We start from the raw sequence: 19,637 nt of genomic DNA, 5'->3' as shown, positions 1-19,637 counted from the left end.
CCCCTTGGGTTCAGGGATGGCAGCCCACCACCACTAATGATAATGAGTATCATTAGTGGTAGTCTGTGAAGCGTGAACACTTCTCCTCGAACTGCGCTGGACTCGCCGCGCCCCGCAGCTCCTTCCCCGCAACTCCCGTCGCACAGGCCCGCCGTCTGGCGGCGGCACGGCACCACGGCAATGCTGTCCGTCGGCATCGTGCTGGTTATCCTGTTCTCCGCGAGCACCGGGCCGCTGGCCACTAGCCTGCTGGAATCGGCGAAGATCATCGCCGGGCACCTGGTTCCGGGCATGGCATGGATGAGAGACGGCTCCATCACCGTCTCTCAGGACCAAGCCGTCTGGAACTTCCGCCTGCCGCGCACGCTGCTGGCAGGCGTTGCCGGGGCCTCCCTGGCCCTGGCAGGTGCGTTGTTACAGACCAACGTCCGCAACCCGCTGGCCGAGCCCTACATCCTGGGCGTCTCGGCAGGCGCCGGGGTCGGCGCGGTGCTGGCCATCGTGGCGGGATCCACCGCCGTGGCCGGGCTCAGCCTGAACGCCGCGGCCTTCCTGGGTGCCGCCGGCGCCACGGTGCTGGTGTACCTGCTGGCGAAGCAGGGCGGGGTGATCGCACCCTCCCGGTTGATCCTGGCCGGCGTGGCTCTCGGCTCACTGCTGGCTGCAATCACCAACTTCCTGACCATCACCACCGAGGCGCAGAACGTCTACAGCGTGCTGTTCTTCCTGCTCGGCAGCGTTTCCGCTGCCAGCTACGCCCAGCTGGTGTTGCCCGGAATCGCACTGGCATTGGTAGCGACCTACGCGATGACCCGCTCCCGGGCACTGAACGCCATGCTGGCCGGGGACGAGACGGCGATCGCGCTGGGCGTGAACATTACCTCCATGCGCCGGACGCTGCTGCTGTCCACAGCCCTGCTGACCGCCACCACTGTGGCGGTGTGCGGCGGGATCGGCTTCGTGGGGCTGGTGGTCCCGCATGCGGTGCGCATGATCGTAGGCTCGGACCACCGCCGGATGCTGCCGCTGGTGATCCTCGGCGGCGCATTCTTCCTGATGCTCACCGACCTGCTGGCCCGCACCGTGGCCCAACCTGCTGAGATCCCGCTGGGCATCCTCACAGCTGCAGTCGGAGCCCCTTTCTTCCTCTGGCTCATGCGCACCTCCGGCGCCGGCGCGGCGGGGGTGAACCAGTGAACGTCTCCTTTGAAAACGTCAGCGTCGAGATCGGCGGCCGGAGGATCGTGGACAACGTGTCTCTGGCGGTTCCATCCGGCACGGTGCTGGGCATCCTTGGCCCCAACGGCTGCGGCAAGTCGACGCTGCTGCGCACCCTGTACCGCGCCCAAAAGCCCTCCTCGGGTGTCGTACGCGTGGGCGGGGACGATGTCAGGAACCTGGACGGACGCGAGGTGGCTCGGCGGATCGCCGTCATGGCTCAGGAGTCCACCCAGGAATTCCCGATCACGGTCCGGGAGATGGCGATGCTGGGCCGGGTGCCGCACCAGCGCGGCTTCGGCGCCGACTCGGCCGCGGACGTCGAGCTCGTCGACACAGCCCTTCGCGAGGTAGGTGCCGCACACCTGGCCACCCGCTACTTCACCGGGCTCTCGGGAGGGGAAAAGCAGCGTGTGCTGCTGGCCCGGACCCTGGTGCAGCAGACCCCGCTGCTGGTGCTTGACGAACCCACCAACCACCTAGACATCGCCTTCCAGCTCGAACTCATGTCCTTGGCCACTTCCCGCGGACTCACGGTGCTCACCGCCCTGCATGACATGAACCTGGTTACCGAATTCTGCGACCACGTGGCCCTGCTGCGGGGAGGGGAATTGCAGGCCATTGGCCGCCCGGACGAGGTGCTGGATGAAAACGCCATCCGCACCGGATTCGGCGTGGACTCGGCCCGGATCGAGCACCCGATCACCGGCAGGCCGCTGATCGCCGTCGCCCGACTCACCCCGGGGGCACTAGAACAAGCCATCCACCACACCGAACCACTCAAGGAACACGCATGAACAACAAATCCCTGTTTCTCATTTCCGGCCTGATACTGGGCGGCACGCTGCTGGCCGGCTGCGGCCAGTCCGTCTCCGCCTCCGCTCCGGCACCAGCCGCGGACTCCGCGAAGACCATTGAAAACTGCGGCCGTACGCTGGACTTTGCCGGAGTGCCGCAGCGCGCGGTGGCGATGACCCCTGGCCAGTCCGAGATGCTGGTGCGCCTGGGGCAGGCGGAGAAGGTCGTGGCCGAGGCCCAGACCAAAGGCGGGGCACTGATGCCGGAACTCGCGAACCTCGGCATCGCCACGCAGCTGACCGAACAGGGGCCGCCCTCGAGGGAGGTGCTGCTGGGCGTTGCCCCGGACCTGGTCTATGCGCCCACCAGCTACGAGTTCACCGCCGAGCAGGGTTTCGCAAGCATCGACCAGCTCGAGGCGGCAGGCGCGCAGTCCTACATTGCCACGGCCGGCTGCGCGGAGCGCCGCGGCACCGCCGAGGTGGCAGACCTGCTCACCGACATCGAAAACCTGGGCAAGGTCTTCGAAGCACCGGATCAGGCAGCGGCCCTGGCTGCCGAGGCAAGGGACGTGCTGGATGACGTCGCGCAGCGGGTCGCCACAGTCGAGAAGCCGTCCGTGGCCGAGCTCTTCGTTGAGGGCAACACCGTTTCGGCCATCGGTGCGGGCATCGAGTACAACATGATTGAGATCGCCGGGGGCGAGAACGTATTCAGCCCCGATGACAAGGCATTCGCCCAGTTCTTCTCCTCGGTCATTTCCCCCGAGACACTGGTGGCCAAGAATCCGGAGGTCATCGTGTTCACCACTCTTGATCAGGCCCACGAGAAGGCAACCCGCGATTTCCTGCACACTAGGTTCCCGCAGCTGGACGCCGTAAAGAACGACCGCCTGGTGGCCATCGACTCCAGCGACGTCATGCCGGGCTCCTGGGGCAACATCCATGCGGTGCAGCAGATCGCCCAGGGACTGCACCCCGAGGCGTTCTAGATTCCGCAGCACCACCCAAAATGCCTTCGGGGCCAACCAAGTGGCTGGCCCCGAAGGCATTCGCGTCTCCCAATGCTCCGATGCTCCCGATGCCGGTGCTAGGTGGGCTGGGCCTGGGGCGCGCGGTGCAGGTCCGCCAGCTCGACACGGCGGTCGCAACGGGCCAGCGTCGATTCCCGGTGCGAAATCGTCACGACGGTCATGTCCCCGGCCAGCTGCTCCACAGCATCAAGCAAAAGTGCTTCGGTGGCGGCGTCCAGGGATGCGGTGGTCTCATCCAACACCAGCACGCTGGGGTCCAATAGCAACGCCCTGGCCAGCGCCATGCGGGCACGCTCTCCTCCCGAAACACCGGCCCCGGCCTCGCCGATGACCGTGTGGACGCCCTCTGGCCAGCGCCCGGCCTCCAGCCGGAGCCCGGCACGTCCCAGGGCATCCAGGGCCAATCCCTCGGTGGCCCCGGGGACTGCCAGCTGCATGTTTTCCAACAAGGTCCCGTGGAAGATCGTGGCGTCCTGCTCCACCAGGGTTACCAGCGAGCGGAAGTCGTGGAGGTCAATGGAAGCCACGTCCACGGCCGCACCGATGCGCGGAACCAGCCCGATGCTGCCGGCATCCGGGGACCACAAGCGCACCAGAAGACGCGCCAGGGTGGTCTTTCCGGATCCCGAGCGGCCCGAGATGCCCAAGTGCTCCCCGGGGGCCACCGAAAGCCAGGTGGGTTCCAGCACCGGGGTGCCGTCGCCGTAGGAGAAACACGCGCCGCGCACCTCGATGCCCAGCGGTCCCGACGGGGCGAAGGCAAGCGTCGGGGCTGCGTTCGGGCCCTCGGCAGGCATGGCGATTCCCTCCAGCACCCGCGCCGCGCTGGCACGGTGGGGCTGTAATTGGGTGAGCACCGCAACGGCCTCCATCAGCGGGGAGAGCAGCGTGAGCGTTCCAGCGACCAGGGCCGGGATCCACAACCTATCCAGTCCGGGCTGGTTCCAGGCCGCGAGGAAGACGGCGACCACGATGCCCAGCGAGCAGAGTTCGCGCACGCTGGCGGCGGCGGCTTCACGTGACTTGAGCCGCCGTTCGGCCCGGGCCACGGTCCGCGTTGCCGCCGCGAGCTGCCACTGGACCTGTGCCTGTAGCCCGAACCCGAGGATTTCCCGGGAACCGGCGAGCAGGTCAACTGCCAAGGCAGACTGATCGGATTTGGCCCGCTGCACTTCCTCGCCCAGCCGGACGTTGGCGCGCTGCCAGGGAAGGGTGAGCAGCACCAAGGCTGCAAGTCCCACCACCAGCCCGGCGGCCAGCGCCACGTCGATCCGCAGCAGCACCGCGGTTCCACCCAGCAACAGCACCACGGCCGAGGCCAACTGGGTCAGTGTGTGTGCGTAGAAGAACTCGAGCTTTTCCGTGTCCCCCATGGCGGTGGCTGCGAGCCGCCCGGTGTGCTGTCCGGCTTTGCGCGAAGGCACCCCGCGGGAAAACCCGTCAAAGAGCGCCATGCGCAACGCCGCGAGCACCCGGTATGCAATCGAGTGCGACAAATCCATCTCATGCCAGGTGAGCACCGCGCGCAGCAGCACCGCCACTGCGGCGGCGATCCACCATCGTGTGGACGCCAGCTGCCCCTCGACAAGGGCCAGTGTGACCGCATAGGACCCGGCCACCGCCAGGAAGACCAGGGCCAGGTTGTTCGCCAGGCCCACCACCCCTGTCCAGGCCAAGGCCAGGCGATGGGCGGACAGGTGCGGAAGGAGACCCCACAGGGGATCGTCCCGACGCCACGTCGTGTCGGTGTTCTGCGGGTTCATGGTCCCTCCGGGGATATGGTCGTGACGGTTTCGCTCAGGGTGCCCTCGCGCAGATGCAGTACGGTATCGGCGGCGTCCAGGGCCTCGGTGCGGTGGGCGATCATCACCACGATGCGGTGTCGGGCCTCGGCGCGCAGTGAATCCATGAGCTTGCCGGCCAGCCCCGGGTTCAGCGCCGAGGTGGGTTCATCGAGCAGCAGTACCGGGCGGTCGGCCAGGATGGCGCGGGCGACGGCGAGGCGCTGGAGCTGGCCGCCGGAGAGCGAGTGTCCGGCCTCGGCCAAGACGGTGTCCAACCCAAGAGGCCAGGACTCGAGCTCGGTGCCCAGCCCTGCCGAGGCCAGTGCGTTGCGCATCGTCTCGTCGTACACCCCGGGCCGCACCGCGGCAAGGTTTGCCCGGATGGTGCCGGGGAACAGGTAGCTGTGCTGGGAAACCACGCTCACGTCATCCGGTTGCAGGGGCCGCCCGTCCAGCAGGCATTGGCCCTCGGCGGGCAGAAACCCGAGCATGATGTCGAAGAGCGTGCTTTTCCCTGCGCCCGAGGGACCGGCCAGGGCAGTGATCCCGCCGCGGCGAATGCTGGCGGTGGCCCCGTGCATCACCCAGGGAGATTCGGGTCCGTAGCGGAAGGACACGTTCTCTAGCGTCAGGGTGTGGCCGTGGCGCCGCCGATCACCGGCCGCGGCGCCGTTCGCCGCTGCGGCATCGGCCCGGGGCTCGGAGGGTGTTGCACCCTCGGCGCCGATCGCCGCATCGATGCTACCCAGGGCGGAGATGCCCAGGTATCCGGAGTGCCACTGGCGGGCCAGGTCGCGGACGGGCCTAAAGACCTCCGAGGCGAGCATGAGCGTGAAAAAGGTGAGGGCCGGGGAGGTGCCGAGCCCCGCGGGCAGCACCCCGAGGACATCCAGGGCGGTCAGTGCCGCGGCGGCCAGCAAGCCGGCCTGGATCCCGAGGTCGGCCAGTGCGGTGTCGGCCAGCGACACCCGCATGGTGGCTACGGTGGCGCGGTGCAGCGCCTCGGAACGTTCGTCCAGCCGGGCCCGGAAGCGCGGGAGTGCATCGAGGATCTTCAGCGTGCGCATGCCCTGCAGCGCCTCAAGGAAGTCGGCACTCAACGCCTCGTAGGAATCCCAGTGCATGGCGCCGCGCCGGGCCAGGAGCCGGCCCCACAGCCGCGGGGCACCCACTGCAACCACGACGGCGGCCAGCAGCGCCGCAGCGAGCATCGGGTTAAGTATTGCCACTGCGGCCAGCAGGATCGGGCACAGGATCTGCAGCTGCAGTGCATGCGGGATGTAGGCGGTGACGTATGGTTCCACGCCGTCGGCCCCCTCGCTCAGGGCCAGGCGGCGCGCCCCGCTGCGCTCGGTGTTGTCACGCAAGCGCTCCGGACGCAGTAGCGCCGCGGCCAGGGTGGCGCGCAATTCCAGGCGCACCGCGGTGCCCAGTCCGCTAGCCAGCCGGGTCTGGACTTGCTGCAGTGCAGCCCGCAGCAGCCCGCAGCCGAACACGGCCAGCAGGTCCCGAACCACCTGCGCCGCTGAGTGCCCCTGGCCGGGCAGCAGCCCGGCCAGCGCGCCGGCCAGGAACCATGCCTGCACCCAATAGCTGGCGGAGCCCAGGCACACGATGGCGGTGAGCGCGTTCAGTCTCCGGTTGTGGCCGCGGGTCAGGGCCTTCAGGCGCTTATTGACCAACATGGGTGTTTCCTTCCGATCTCTGTGCCCGGAAACCGAGCGCGTGCAGCGTGATGAACCCGTCCCGGGTCCCAGTCCAGCCGGCTACTGGCCGGAAAGTGTGTTCCCGGCCGGTAGCCAGGGAAGAATAGAGCAGGTGCGCGGCGGCACCGGCGGCCCACCACATGGCCGCTTCGTCGGGTGCCGCGCGGGTGCGAAGGAGCAGTATCCCGTCCAACGAGTGGACCCATTCCTGTCCCGCGCATTCAAGGTGCAACCCCCTTTTGGCAATGTCTTCCTGGCCAAGGACCACGACGTCGCACCCGGCAGGTGCCGGCAGCGGGAAGGCTCCCAACAGCCGTCGCCACACGCCCCAAGGTACCCGGCGCACCGGGTGCGCGAGATTGGAAATCGGCGAGTGAATCGGCAAGCTACGCCGACGCAACAGCTCAACCGTCCCGAGCACCGCCCCTGGCGTCAGGTCGTATGCGTGCTCGGGGTGGCGGAGCCCCGGTCCGGCTGCCCAGTGCTCCACCGAAGCAACGGTGCGTGGTTGCCGCTGCGGGCATGGCTGCGGCCGACCGGCAGGCCCCGCGGCAGCCATGCCCCACTGGGCCAGGCTCGGCAGTTCATCCCCGGCGCCAACAGCCAGGGCAGTCAAGGCCAGCTCCGGTGCGGTGTCCGGCCAGCGCCCTTGCCACGCGGCGTAGTCCGGCAGCCTGGCGACGGCAGCCAGGGTTGCTGGGTCGGCAGTGAGCCACCGGCTCTTCAGCCCGCGGGAGGCCGCATGGCGGGACACACCCAGAAGCGCATAGGCGGTGTCAGCCAGCAGCAGCGGTAAGGCACGGTGGTGGTATCTGGCCGCGGTGCGCTGCGGCAGCACGCTGAAAACGAGGATGGCGCCGGCCATGGCGGGCGCGGCAGCGGTGCGGCGGTGCGTGGTGGAATCCTCCGCGTTGTAGGCGTGGATTCCCGGCGGCACGTCGCAGCCGGTGCCGCAGAGCAGATGCACCTGTACCGGATAACACGCCCCGGCCGAAGGGATCGCTCGTTGCGGGATGGTCCCCGGTGCCCCGGTGGCGGGATTCGTGTGCACACCGCGGGCTCTCCAGAGCGTGTCGAGAACCTCGGCGATCGGCACCGAGGCGTCGGCAACCGCGTGGTTTGCGCCAGCGGGGGTACCCCAGGTGTTCTGGCGGGGTCCTGGGTGCGTCATGGATCCCGGCATGTGCTCGGACCAGGCGGCGGTGAATTCCCGGCCGTGGTGCGGATTGCTATCGGGTGTCATGGTTCCTACATGTGTGGTGGCGGGGCGAGGGTGAAATCCCCCGGGGCTACCGGCGGCACGTCCCGCCAGCCGCGGGACACGGCGGCTCCGGCGACGCGCGGACACCCCAGGTAGGCGAAGGCCGCAGGGGCGTTGGGCACCAGACCGCCGACCACGACCCGCACCACGCTCAAGCCGGTCAGGGCAACGTCCTCGGTGGTCAGTTCTCGGGTGTAGACCTGGTGCCCGGCCCGGGCCAGGCTCCGGTGGACTTCCTCCATGGGCACGCCAGCCACTGTCTCGATGTCCACCAGCCCGCCGGCCGGTGCCCTGAAGCGCTCGGCCAGGGCATGCATCTGCGGGTCCAGCCACACCTGCACGTGGGCCCCGAGGTCCCGGACGGCTTCGAACTGCTCGCCGGCGTCTTGCAGGTAGCGACGGTCCGCCCGGTGTTCCAGGTAGAGGCCGCGGGCCATGAGCCCGGCCTCGACCGCCTGGAAGACCCAGCCGTCCGCGTCGGTGGTGCCCTGGGTGTAGATCCACGTGTGGACCGCCTCCAACACCGCCTTGCGGGCGGCGTCGGCCGGGTCGTTTTTGCAGGAGAATCCTGCGGCATAGAGCCCGGTGTCCGGGTCGTAGACCAGTGCGGCCATGGCCGGGGCGAATTCGCTGGGCATTTCCACTACCCAGTATTGAAGTCGGCAGCCTTCCATGTCCTGGGCCAGCCCGGGGATCGAGTCGGTGCGGATACCCCGGGTGGGGCCATCGAGATGCCACCACAATTCCAGGGCGTCGCGTTCCACGGTTTCCAGCAGGGCTCGGTCCCGCGCGTCGGCGAAGCCCTGCCCGGTGGCGATTCCGGCGTAATTCAGGTGGTGGATTCTTGGCAGCGCGGCGAAGCGCCGTTGCCGCCAGTTCAGGTAGACCAGGCTGGCGGGCAGCCAGACCTCTTGCCCGTCGACGTGTCGGCGGCAGGAGGTCCAGAGCGTTTCGGTGTCCTCGTCCAGGGTCCGGTACGGAAAGTCGGGGCGTCCCAGCTGCCAGGGGGCAAATCGGGGCAGCTCGTGCAGCGGGACGATACGGTGCCCGGCGGCCCTTGCTTGCCGGGCGTTGCCGATGAAGTGCTCGGTATCGGGGACGTCCGCCGGGATGAAGTTTCCGCAGTAGCGTTCCATGCCCTCGGCCACCGCCGCAATCCAGGCCTGGCGTTCATCGCCGAAGGTGGTGCCCAGAGACACGCGGTCGGCGGGCCAGTCGCCCAGCCAGCGGGCGTCGGAGACCTCGGCGGTCATGGAGGTGTAGGCGGGCGGTGCGTGCTCGGGGGTGAGCACCGAGCGGACCCGGCGGATGATCCCGGTGTGTTCATCCACCAGGGTATGCAGCGGTAATAGGCCAAGGTGTTCGGCTGTGGTCATGGGGATAATTCGCATTCTGCTGGGACGGGTGAATTGGTCGTGGCACGCAGCCGCGTTCGGTCGGACGGTTCCCAGGGATCGATGTCGTCGCGGAACGGGTTGAATTCACGGGTGAACGGGAGAACCTCGGAACGGTCAAGGAATTCCTGGATCCGTGCCATGAGTCCTCCGTGGCGGCGCAGCGAGGATGCGGACCCTGGCTCCAGATCGGCGGTGAGCCGGTGTCCCCACGGGCCGGTGAGAAAGCCGCTGTTTCCCGTTGCCCAGGCCTCGGCCAGCTCGAGGGCCTCGTGGGCAAAGAAATCCCGGTGCCCGGAAACCACCAACAGAGCCGTTTGGCAATTTCCATAGCGGGTGCCAAGATCCAGTTTTGGCGCCTTCCACAGCCTGTCCCATTGGCCGGGGGCGTCCGCCCCGTAGATCTTCTCGGGCATCGCGTGGGCCAACCCGCGTTCCCTGGCCTCGTGGCACCGGCGTTCAAGGTCGGGACTGGCCAGCGGCGCCCGCGATTCGGCAGCGAAACCGTGCATGTGCCACCAGCCGATCCGGTCGCGCAGGCGCGGAGACCCGTCCGGGTTCCTGGCGGTCTCAAAGAGTCCAAGGGCAGGGACCAGGGCGACCACGGCGGCGGCGCGCAACTGGTTCCCGTCGATTTCGAGGCGGCGGGCAGTCTCCAATGCGCAATGGGCATCATAGGAGGCACCGGCCAAGAACAACGGCCCGTTCAGCAGTCCCTCGCGCTCCAGGAATCGCGCGGTTTCCGCACCGTCCTGGCCCTCGGTCGCGTAGGGCCGCCACGTTCCGGTGGAACCGTAACGGCCGCGTACATCCTGGACGAGCACGTCATGGCCTTGGGCCTGCCATGCGCCTGCCTGGGCCCGATATTGCCGCCGATCATACGGCGTGCGGATCAACACCGTTCCCCGGGCCGTGTCGTGGACGGAGCGATGGTGGTCGCCAGCCAGCACGGTGCCGTCACCCAGTGCGATGTTCAGTCTCTGGGGTGAGGTGCGGGATCTGGGATTCATCGCCGTCGACCGGGATTTTCTGCCGGTTCGGCAAATCCGAGGACCGGATGTTGGCTGCTGCACAGCGTCCGGGTGTCGAGCCGCCAGAGGTTGCGCCGCAGTGCGGCAAGCTCGTCCGTGTCGTATTGCCATGCGGCGACCATGGACCGGATCCGTGCGCCAAGGAATTGGGTGGCAAGTGCGGGTAGGCCTTCGAGGGTTCCATCAGCGGGCCGTGCGGTCCCAAGCCAAACGTCCAGTTCTTCAGCGGCAACCGAGGCAGCCAGCCGGCGGCGCAGCACCTGTGAACCACTTGGGTCACCCGGGGCTAGTGCGAGTGGATCCACAAAGAGGATCTCTCCCTCGCGGTAGCACCGCAGCACGGCGGTGCCGCTGTCCGGCAGCGCGTCCAGGAGGCTACGCTCCGCCGGGGTGGTTGCCACCTGGACAACCAGGCCATGCGCCGCCACCGGTGTTCCACCGTCGTCGATGTCCTGAATGTCGAGCCCAGTCAGAGCAGTGTGGACAGACTCCCACCCGATCGTAGGGCACAGCACGGCGAGGCGTTCTCTCCCGGGGTGCGGACGCATTCTCTGGACTGCGCGGGCTTCCAGCTGTTGGCCTATTTGGCCGCGAATGGGATCCAGCATGCGCGCCGGTGCCCCGGTGGGCGTCTGCACGCGTAGGAATGTGCCGTCGGAGGAACGCACCGTGGTGTGTCCACGGAGTTCGAAATCATCTATGGCCGGGCTACTCATGGGTCCTTTCAAAATGTTGGCTCGCGGGCGCGGCACTGCGGGGTGGATGCCAGACATCCACCCCGCAGTCGAGAATGGGCGACTAGTCGAACGGGTTCTCGACGAGCGCGTTCGAGTGGGTGGCCGACAGGTGGGCCAACTGCTCGGTCTCTTCTACTTCTGCAAGTACCACGGTGTTTTCCATGGGGTTTCCTTTCGTAGGTGTTGTCATTGCCGTTCTGGCAACAAGAAGACTGTATACTTAATGAGAATCATTCTCAACTAATGCGTCATGGAGGTTCCATGAAACACGAAATGCTTGTCGTGGCGGACCAGCGGGCCCGAACGGTTGGCTTCATCGATCCCGCGACCCAAGAGATCACCGGCTGGATCCCCGGCGTGGTCCTGGCCGAACACGCCGGGATCCTGCCACTGGGCAACGGACGGTGCGCCTGGATTGACAATGCGGGCGGATCGCTCATCGTCATGGATCCCTTCGCCGCCACGGACACGGATCCCGCGGCGGCGATTGAACACCGAATTTCCGTAGCCATCCCGGGAGAGCACCTGGCCTGCGACCCCGCGGGCCGGTTCATTGCCGTCAGCACTGGCCTTGGGCAATCCTGGGAGCCGTGGAGTGACCTGCTCAGCGTCGTGGACCTGCGGGCAGCAGCGGGCCCATACTCCCGCCGGATCCGCACCCGCTCCGGCGAACCCGGCGTTGTGGTGGCAGCAACCCCTGACGGACCGCGCGCGGTCCTGCGGCACCGCGAACCCGGAGCCATCGAATCCATCTCCATCGATGCCATCCTCACCGACGGCGTACATTGCCCGCAGCTGCGCGGCGGGATCCACGAAGCGGTCGGCACCGAAGGCCACGGAGACGCCTATGATCCGGCAACGGGCACCCTGTTCGTGGCCACCGAGCGCGGCCTTGAGTGCTTCGACGTGCGTGGGCGGGTCCCCGTTCCACTGCCGATGCGTCCCTGGGAAGCGGCGGGCCGCGCCTACTTCCTGCGCCATTGCCCCCGGCGGCGCTTACTGGTTGCCGTGCTGCGCGAAGGCGGGGAGCACCCGAGCCGGTGGGATACCTGGGGCAATACGCTGTGGGTCCATAACATCGACGCCAATACCTCGCGCAGCGCACCACTGGGCGACGGGATGATCTTCCGCTTTGCCCTGACCGGCACCGCCATTGCCGTGGCCCGGATCCACCCGGATGGGGACGACCTGCGCGTCTATGACGCCGAAACCCTGCAGGAGCGCGGCCGATGGAGCCTGCCGCCGATGGACCAGGCGCCGCGTCGCGGTGCCGAACCATGGGACAACGCCGATCGCCGGGCAATCGCGGCTTCGGGCAGCGACGAATGGGTCGCGGTGACCCGGGGCGGGCACGGCGAGGTGCATCTGGTGGACACCGGGGTTCCCGGATCTGCGTTGGTCACCATGGAGGTTCCGACGCCGCTGAACGACGGCGGCCACCTGGCTTGGCTCAAACGCGCAACCACCGGTCCCGGCGACACGGTGGGACGATGATCCGGACCATGGCCGCGAAGAAGGGAAACGGCGTGGCTCCGGCCTCGTTGGACCTGAAGGAAAAGCCCCCGCTCCACGAGTACTTCCGGACCCAATTGCTGCATTGGGATTCCACACCACGCCAAGGCATGCCACAGGTCGCCGGCAGCAACGCCGTCTACACCTGGCGCAGCCCCGAGGAGGAATTCCCCGCGCTGTACCGCGTATCCGATGACTGGCTACGCCGGAGTCTGGCCCCGGGCAACCCGCCCGAACCCCCACCGGCCGGCTCCGCGCTTCCGGTGCCCGCGAACCGGGTGGTGCGCGGATTCGCCCTCGATCCCTCCGGCATGCAGGTCGCCGCCCTGCTCGGTCCGGCGGACGGCGAACTGGCCGAGATTTGGTTGCTCGCGGCGGGCACGGCGCCCGTGCCTCTGCCCGGCCCCCAATCCTGGCATGCCGCCCCGGTGTGGGCCCCGGATGGAACGTCGCTCTGGGTACTTTCCGGGAAACCCCCGGAACAAGCCATCTGGCGCTGCGCAATTGGCGCAAACGGTCCCACCGGGCCACCGGAGCCGTTTCCGTTCCCCGAGGAACTCGGAACCCCGGGCGCCGGGGAAAGGATGAGCCTGCGAATCACAGACGGATCGTTGCAGTTCACGGTGCGCATCCCCGGTCACAGATCGCGGCGCTGGATACACCGGGACGGTGGCTGGATCGGAATTACGGGTCCAGACCCGCTTCCGGTGGACGTCCCGGGGCACAAGGTTTTGGCCAGATTAAGTGGCCCGCACGGAATCGTGTTGGCCACCGAGGGGCCCGCCGGCACCGAGGTGACACGGGACGGGACAACGCTGTGGAAGCTGGAGGCAGCCGAGCAACTCACCGCACTGTCTCTCAGCACGCATCCGGACGGCGGCGCGCTGTGGGTCCAGAGCGCTTCCCCGGAACGTCCCTCGGGCGTCGTTTGCCTGGAGCTCCAGGCGGTGGCCGATGCCGCCACTCAGCAACCGCCGGGCAGGGACTCCGCCGCTTTCACGCACCATCGGCTGCTGGTCCCCGCCCGCGACGGAGTGGAGATCCCCGTGATCGTCTCGGCACGGACCTGCGACATTTCCAAGGAGCGCCCCGCATCTCCGCGGCCGCTGCTGCTTTCTTGCTACGGGGGCTTCGGGGTTGTGCACCGCACCGAGCCAGAACCCAGCGTGGCCGCGTGGATTGCCGCCGGCGGCATCCATGTGGCAGCTCAGGTACGCGGGGGCGGGGAACTGGGCCCGCAATGGCACGAGGCCGGACGAGGGGCCAACAAGTTGCGTGCCATCCACGACCTGATCGATGTGGCCCGCCACCTGGTGGTTCAGGGCTGGACGACGGTAGAGGGCCTCGCCGCCGTGGGTGCCTCCCATGGCGGCTTGGTGGTCAGTGCCTCCGCGTTGATGGAGCCCGGCGCCTTCGGCCGGGTGATTGTGGTGGCACCTTTGCTGGATACCGTCGATCTGCAGCGGCACGGGTTGGGATCCCAATGGCTCCACGAATTCGGGGCCGATGGGGGAACCACCGGGCAGCAACGCGCCACCTATTCCCCTCTCCATCTCCTGGCCGCACTGGATTCGACCGACGGGCTTCCACCCATACTGTGCTGCGTGCTCGGCAATGACGAACGGGTCGACAACACTGCAGCGGAGGAATTCGTCGCCGGGATCCGGTGCCGCGGCGGCGGTGCCTGGCTGCACAGGGAGCATGGCGGCGGTCATGCACAACGGGCCTCTGGCAGCCTGCTGGATTTCTCTGCCACCGTACTCTCGTTCGCGGCTGACCATCGGCACTGGCCGATTCGGGGTTAGTCAACGAAACCTAGCAGGCAATCCCGGCGACACGTCTATCTCCACGCCGCCGTCGAAAGTTTGGAGGTGATGCGCATCTTGACCGCCGTTCTGGCCCACGCAAATGGTCGCGCTCGAGGAATGCCATACCCCTCACGAATTTGGATCGCAACCCCATGGCCCTGATCTGTTTTCGGTCCCTCTCGCCTCTGGGATGGGAACTTATCACCCTCACCGGCGATTACACCTGGCCACGCACCAACAGGATCAAGCCCGGCAAATACAGGCGGCAGCGACGCGCATCTAAAGCTTAGCGTCGGATATTTCACTTTTTCACAAGCCACCCCTTCTTTGGCGTAGATATCAGAACCAAGTCGCTACTTCGATGATATATTCATCTCCAATAGCCTCCCTAAGCCTATTTTGGAGAACGAGCGCTGCCGCTTGCTGTCGCTCGGCTTGATTTTCCGAGGGCCATCCTGATACCGGATCAAAATTTTCAAGAAACACCTGATTCCAATTGCGAAGTTCTTCCACCAGATGCTTGGGAATCATCGGGAGTTCGCCGCCTTCAACAAAGGTGCTAGAGCCTGGGAGTGAGATCGGAGTGATCTCAGAAAATTGAGGCGTTATAACTAGTCTTTGCTTCATTTCATCGATCGGCCGGGAAACCAACCGGCCAGTAACATAGCCGGCGACTGCCGGTAAGCCGAACAAGACGGCAGACCGCACCCACAGCGGATGGATGAATACTGGTTTGATCAGCACCAGTAAACAACCGCCGGTCATGAGCAGCACAACGAGCACAGCCCCACCACGTGACAAGGCAAACTCCTTGCGATTCCCCGAACCAGCTGCGTGAAATCCCGCGGAGCTGAATCCGAGAATGAAAGTTGTAAGCACTGCCCCAACCGCGGCCATAAAAACGAGGGGATTCATGAGCTGTTAGTTTCCTACCCGGAGACTATCTCGTCCGTGACCTGCGCGCGAGCCGCAAAGAAAATGCTCCCAGAAGTATGACCAAGACGCTACCTCCCGCAAGGATCAGACTATTGAACCCGGTCTTGGCCAGTTCATCCTGGACGTGTTGTTCTGCCGGCTGTTTCTTCGCCACTGGTTCTGGTTCGTGCTTTGTGCGCTGGGCAACGGCCTTGACCACTGTTGCCGCTGGATTGCTGTCCGACTTGGTCGGTACTTCCTGCCCCGGTGTGGTGTTCAAAGATTCTGCATCGGTAGTCGGCGTGGCTTTTGGTTCTTCGCTCGGTGTGCCTAGATAACGGTTCATGAAGTCTTCAAACCATTCGGAAGCATCGGCATAGTATTCACGAAATGACTCAATGATTAGTTTCAACTCTTCAGGCGATTCAGCTGTGTCGAATGCAAAGGAAAGCGAGAGCTCAAGCAAGTGGCGGCCCTCGTCAGTGACAAAGTAAGCGTTCCACTGCTCCTCGTCCCACTCTTCGCTGCCTTCGGGTGAAAGGCGTTCAATCTCCTCGTAGAACTTCCGCTCCTCATCGGAGAGTTCAAAACCTTCATCCTCATCGATGTAATCCCAGTAATCCTGCTGGTACTCGTTGTACAGACGGTCAAACTCCTTGCCTTCCTCAGTTTTGTAAAAGGCTTCCCACTGGGATTCATCCCAATACTCACTGCCTTCGGGAATGAGGCTTTCGATTTTTTCCCACAGTTCGCGCTCCTTATCAGACACGTCGTCTTCCCACTGAGGGTAAGTAGCTTCTAACTCTTCGAGCAAGCGATTGTATTCAATACCTTCATCTGACTGCCAGAATTCTTCCCATTGCGCATCGCTCCAGTCGTCAGCGTCTTCAGGAGCGTTGTTCTCAAGCTTCTCGATAATAACTTGCTGCTCTTTGGTCAGCCCCCCGTCGATGTATCCGAAGGATTTGAGCTTGTTTTGTCGCGGAGTTTCCAGAAGTTGGGGAGCTTCGGGTACTGAAGTTTCAACCGGCGCTTGGGCAGGGGGTTCTGTCTGTGTGCTGCCGGTAGCATCTTGAGAAGAGTCTGAGGTTGGGTCCGGCGAGGTTTGCTCTGGTGCAGGCTCTGCTGAAGGAGCTGTGGTTGGCTCAACCGTCTCTAGTGTCTCGCCCGGTAGAACGGTTTCAGTCTGGGACTGCGATTCACTGGGATTTTCAGCCGGTCGCTGCTGATTGCTATTCGCCTCTTCGATGCGTGGAGCAGGCTGGTTGCTCTCTGCCGTTTCATCTAGCAGTGGGGTGTGAGAGGGGTCCGCGGATTGCGTGGGCGCGCTTGTCTGGAACGTGTGTTGCGGCTCGTGTGTATCTGGCTGAGGTGCTGCGCTTTGCACGGCGATGAGAGTCGGCGCTGTGTTCTTGGTTTCTACGGCTTGTGCCGGGGCGGCAGCAATGAGCAGTCCGGAAGCAAGGGTTGCGGAGATGAGTACTCCAGTGACGCGAGGAGGCATGTGGTTCCTGGTTCTATGCAGAAAATATCGGTGCGTCGGATGGAATTCGTAACCGTCACGACGGGTCAGAGGAGGTCTCCAAGGCCTGCCACGCATTCGGTGAATGCATGTAAAACATCAATTTAGCGTACTTATTGAGGACTGCAAAGCCCCTCATCGCCGGGCACGATGAGCGGATGATGACCGGTGACCGACCGTTGCCGGCCATTGGCGGATAGCGGACCAGATGTCTACCGAATGTCTCGCTCTGAAAATGCCCTGTACGTCAGGATCGAGTGAGACTAGATAGTTCGAAACTCCTGAAGCTGAAATAGAACGACGCTCGTTGCCTACAAAATCCTCCAGCAAACTGGCTGCATAATATCCGGGATGGTCCCATGCTCTTGGGTCGGTTAACGCCCGGATTCGTAAGGCGGTGCAGGCTGAACTGCTCCCCAGATGTTGGTTGCTGGTTTCTCAGTCCAACTTCTGGGGAGTAGTTCATTTTTGAGTGGGGGCCTTTCAGGACAGGTGGCGGTTCAACCATCCCCATAGCGGAACACTTATATGATGACCATCCCCATGATCAGCATCGGCCAACTATTGAGCCCTGCCTATAGCGTATGTCGATAGTGAGTCGAAGAGAATAAATTTCGAAAATTAATCTTATATGACGGAGGCAAGTATTTTCCTTACATGGCCCTCGGCGTAGGAGCCTGTCAGTTTGTTTGTGTAAGTCCCTAGTCACATACGTTATTTAGGGCTTCTTAGCATTTACGTCAAATAAGGCTCAATACGCTCCGGGTAAGCCATCGTCAACTGCTGCAATGCTTGCTTCCAGCCACCGGTCCCAGCGCCTTCAAGCAGATGCGACCCGGTGCCCGACCTTGGGGGCACGGCCATTCTTCGCTCCACACCCTCTGCCACATACGGATCACCGCCGGATACCGTTCTTCCCACTCCTTCTTGAGGTCCGCAAAGCGGTCCTCCGCTTCAGGGAGCGTCGCAGCGTGGTAGACCAGCTTCAGTCCGGTAGAGATTGCTGGCCAGTCAGCTTTGGACGCGTACTTGAACGAATGACGCATCAGATGCACCACGCAGGTCTGCACTACCGTTTCAGGCCACACAGCCGCCACGGAATCAGGCAGACCCTGCAGTCCGTCGCAGACCACCATGAGCACGTCTTCGGTGCCACGATTCTTGATTTCGGCAAGCACTTGCAGCCAGTACTTCGCTCCTTCCCCGCCGTCTGTAGCCCACAACCCCAAGATGTCTCGGTTGCCTTCGGTGGCCACTGCCAGCGCGACGTAGATCGGACGGTTGGCAACCTGGCTGTCACGGATTTGGACGTGGATCGCATCAATGAACACCACCGGGTAGATGAACTGCTCCCCAAATGTTGGACTGAGAAATCAGTAACCACATCTGGGGAGCTTTTCAATGCGCGCAAGAAGCACATTATCCGAGCAACAACGAGAACGACTAGTCGACCTCTTCGAGCAAGGCTTAGGTTATAAAGCAGCCTCAACTGAACTACGAGTGAAGCCAGAACCTGTTCGCCGTCTTTATCGAAGCTGGCAGCTTCATGGCAGGCTATGTCTTATGGAAAAACGCACGAAAGCCGTCTATTCATTTGAGATCAAGAAGGAAATCGTTGACCGGCATGCGACCGGCGAAACGAGGATGGATCTTGCGAAAGAGTTTAATCTCAGCTCACAAAAGTTGGTTGGGAAATGGGCTAAGCAACATCGTGAGGGTGGCGATGAAGCGCTGATGCTCAAAACTCAGGGCAGGCCCAAAGGCTCCGAAAAACCAGTGGTCTTGAGTGAAGAAGACAAATTACGTCGCGAACTCAAGCGTGTTCAAGCGGAAAACGCATACCTAAAAAAATTGCGGGACTTGAGGAACCAGGGGCACGCCTGAAAACGCTGGCGATCGCAACCCTCAAGTCGGACCACGATCTAGCTGACCTGCTCCAAGTAGCAGGGCTGGCCAGATCAACGTATTTCTACCATGCGCAACGACTTACCGAACCTGACAGGCACCAGAAGCTCAAAGAAGAAATCCAAGCAATCTTCACCGAAAGCAAACATCGGTTCGGTTACCGCCGCGTGCGAGTCGAGCTGGTGAAGATGGGTTGGAAGGTGTCGAAGAAACTGGTCTGGAAGCTGATGGATCAGCTGAACCTGAAATCCAAGGTGCGGATACGACGCAAGTACTCCTCCTACAAAGGGAAAACCAGTCATATCGCGGAGAATCTACTCAAACGTCAGTTCCAAACCAGGGTGGCGAACACCAAGTGGGTCAGTGACGTGACTGAGTTCCGGGTAGCTGGCAGAAAACTGTATCTGTCACCGATCATGGATTTGTTTGATCACTGCATCATCAGCCATACGATCTCGACTTCGCCGACAACAGCATTTACCAGTGCCAGCCTGGCCGAGGCCTTCGAATCGCAGAGACCGGCATCTGGATTGCTGGTGCACACGGACCAAGGATTTCAATATCAGCATTCGTCGTGGCGTCAATTGCTCACGAAGCACGGTGCGGTGCAATCCATGTCTCGCAAGGGTAATGTTTCGATAACTCGGTGATGGAAAATTTCTTTGGTCACCTGAAATCGGAGATGTATCACGGTGAGCACTTTGCCACCGTTGCCGATCTGACCAGGGAAATCAATGAGTATATTGACTGGTATAACCACGTCCGGTGCCAAGAACGACTGCAGGGCATGGCACCGATTGAATATCGGTGCCATGCCCTGGCAGCTTGACCCGTCTAGACTTTAATTACCTTGTCCAACTTTCGGGGACCAGTTCAAGACAGGGTCCAGAGGGCGGCTTTGCCATTCGCTCGTTGCCTTCAAAACCTTGTCGGCAATGGTAGAAATGGTTCTCTTGGGCGGTCCAGCCCGGATCCTCTTTTAGGTCCCAAACTTTGCGCCATAGCTCTACAGT

Annotated in this window: 17 protein-coding genes and 1 pseudogene; 8 read left to right on the top strand and 10 right to left on the bottom strand. The window is 63.9% G+C overall.

Annotated elements, in window-relative coordinates:
• Positions 1–72 precede the first annotated feature (72 nt).
• Genes ACT3UA_RS14555 through ACT3UA_RS14545 form a run of 3 tightly spaced genes read left to right on the top strand, consistent with a single transcriptional unit; the run spans position 73 to position 3,007 of the window.
• Entirely contained in the window at positions 73–1,197 is a 1,125-nt protein-coding gene (locus ACT3UA_RS14555) for a FecCD family ABC transporter permease (protein WP_255248500.1), read from the top strand.
• Positions 1,194–2,015, top strand: a complete 822-nt coding sequence (locus tag ACT3UA_RS14550; RefSeq protein WP_096287913.1) for an ABC transporter ATP-binding protein — start codon at positions 1,194–1,196, stop codon at positions 2,013–2,015. The genes ACT3UA_RS14555 and ACT3UA_RS14550 overlap by 4 nt, the downstream gene beginning before the upstream one ends.
• Positions 2,012–3,007 (top strand): ABC transporter substrate-binding protein, encoded by a 996-nt coding sequence (locus ACT3UA_RS14545; RefSeq protein WP_096287915.1) that lies wholly within the window; start codon positions 2,012–2,014, stop codon positions 3,005–3,007. Before ACT3UA_RS14550 ends, ACT3UA_RS14545 begins: the two co-directional genes overlap by 4 nt.
• A gap of 98 nt (positions 3,008–3,105) precedes the next feature.
• On the opposite strand, the gene ACT3UA_RS14540 is transcribed toward ACT3UA_RS14545, so the two are convergent.
• From ACT3UA_RS14540 to amiA, 7 genes are all read right to left on the bottom strand, one after another.
• A complete protein-coding gene (locus ACT3UA_RS14540) occupies positions 3,106–4,812 on the bottom strand; it encodes an ABC transporter ATP-binding protein (protein WP_096287917.1) in 1,707 nt (568 codons plus the stop codon).
• Positions 4,809–6,518, bottom strand: a complete 1,710-nt coding sequence (locus ACT3UA_RS14535) for an ABC transporter ATP-binding protein/permease (RefSeq protein ID WP_096287919.1) — start codon at positions 6,516–6,518, stop codon at positions 4,809–4,811. Before ACT3UA_RS14535 ends, ACT3UA_RS14540 begins: the two co-directional genes overlap by 4 nt.
• Complete coding sequence (locus ACT3UA_RS14530) at positions 6,505–7,782, bottom strand: hypothetical protein (protein WP_096287921.1); 1,278 nt, start codon at positions 7,780–7,782, stop codon at positions 6,505–6,507. The genes ACT3UA_RS14535 and ACT3UA_RS14530 overlap by 14 nt, the downstream gene beginning before the upstream one ends.
• 5 nt (positions 7,783–7,787) lie before the next feature.
• Positions 7,788–9,176 carry a YcaO-like family protein gene (locus ACT3UA_RS14525; RefSeq protein ID WP_096287923.1) on the bottom strand — a complete coding sequence of 463 codons (1,389 nt, stop codon included), beginning with the start codon at positions 9,174–9,176 and terminating at the stop codon, positions 7,788–7,790.
• Positions 9,173–10,204, bottom strand: a complete 1,032-nt coding sequence (locus tag ACT3UA_RS14520; protein ID WP_176484243.1) for a CocE/NonD family hydrolase — start codon at positions 10,202–10,204, stop codon at positions 9,173–9,175. The genes ACT3UA_RS14525 and ACT3UA_RS14520 overlap by 4 nt, the downstream gene beginning before the upstream one ends.
• Complete coding sequence (locus tag ACT3UA_RS14515; protein ID WP_176484244.1) at positions 10,201–10,941, bottom strand: hypothetical protein; 741 nt, start codon at positions 10,939–10,941, stop codon at positions 10,201–10,203. Before ACT3UA_RS14515 ends, ACT3UA_RS14520 begins: the two co-directional genes overlap by 4 nt.
• Before the next feature lie 82 nt (positions 10,942–11,023).
• Positions 11,024–11,125 carry a streptamidine family RiPP gene (amiA, locus tag ACT3UA_RS14510; RefSeq protein WP_243400284.1) on the bottom strand — a complete coding sequence of 34 codons (102 nt, stop codon included), beginning with the start codon at positions 11,123–11,125 and terminating at the stop codon, positions 11,024–11,026.
• 98 nt (positions 11,126–11,223) lie between these two features.
• On the opposite strand from amiA, the gene ACT3UA_RS14505 reads away from it, so the two are divergent.
• Positions 11,224–12,456 carry a hypothetical protein gene (locus ACT3UA_RS14505; protein WP_176484245.1) on the top strand — a complete coding sequence of 411 codons (1,233 nt, stop codon included), beginning with the start codon at positions 11,224–11,226 and terminating at the stop codon, positions 12,454–12,456.
• 8 nt (positions 12,457–12,464) lie between these two features.
• Positions 12,465–14,279: a prolyl oligopeptidase family serine peptidase gene (locus ACT3UA_RS14500; protein WP_176484246.1), complete on the top strand. Its 1,815-nt coding sequence runs from the start codon at positions 12,465–12,467 to the stop codon at positions 14,277–14,279.
• Between the two features lie 342 nt (positions 14,280–14,621).
• Here ACT3UA_RS14500 and ACT3UA_RS14495 read toward each other — a convergent pair whose 3' ends face one another.
• The 3 genes and pseudogenes from ACT3UA_RS14495 to ACT3UA_RS14485 form a co-directional block, all read right to left on the bottom strand.
• Positions 14,622–15,197 carry a hypothetical protein gene (locus ACT3UA_RS14495; protein WP_096287931.1) on the bottom strand — a complete coding sequence of 192 codons (576 nt, stop codon included), beginning with the start codon at positions 15,195–15,197 and terminating at the stop codon, positions 14,622–14,624.
• 25 nt (positions 15,198–15,222) lie between these two features.
• Entirely contained in the window at positions 15,223–16,701 is a 1,479-nt protein-coding gene (locus ACT3UA_RS14490) for a hypothetical protein (protein ID WP_096287933.1), read from the bottom strand.
• Positions 16,702–17,576: 875 nt separating this feature from the next.
• A pseudogene (locus ACT3UA_RS14485) lies at positions 17,577–18,062 on the bottom strand (IS256 family transposase); the annotation flags it as partial.
• Positions 18,063–18,120: 58 nt separating this feature from the next.
• Here ACT3UA_RS14485 and ACT3UA_RS14480 point away from each other — a divergent pair.
• From ACT3UA_RS14480 to ACT3UA_RS14470, 3 genes are read left to right on the top strand one after another with little or no spacing between them, the layout of a single operon-like run.
• Positions 18,121–18,603, top strand: a complete 483-nt coding sequence (locus tag ACT3UA_RS14480; protein WP_217990407.1) for a helix-turn-helix domain-containing protein — start codon at positions 18,121–18,123, stop codon at positions 18,601–18,603.
• Positions 18,519–19,274: an IS3 family transposase gene (locus tag ACT3UA_RS14475; protein ID WP_217990412.1), complete on the top strand. Its 756-nt coding sequence runs from the start codon at positions 18,519–18,521 to the stop codon at positions 19,272–19,274. The genes ACT3UA_RS14480 and ACT3UA_RS14475 overlap by 85 nt, the downstream gene beginning before the upstream one ends.
• Positions 19,274–19,453: an integrase core domain-containing protein gene (locus ACT3UA_RS14470; RefSeq protein WP_217990409.1), complete on the top strand. Its 180-nt coding sequence runs from the start codon at positions 19,274–19,276 to the stop codon at positions 19,451–19,453. The genes ACT3UA_RS14475 and ACT3UA_RS14470 overlap by 1 nt, the downstream gene beginning before the upstream one ends.
• Positions 19,454–19,637: the final 184 nt, after the last annotated feature.

The sequence above is a fragment of the Glutamicibacter sp. 363 genome, assembly GCF_052379505.1.
In the GTDB taxonomy this organism is placed as follows: domain Bacteria; phylum Actinomycetota; class Actinomycetes; order Actinomycetales; family Micrococcaceae; genus Glutamicibacter.
The sequence above is the reverse complement of the archived record's forward strand: the minus strand, read 5'-3'. Positions and strand labels throughout refer to the sequence as shown.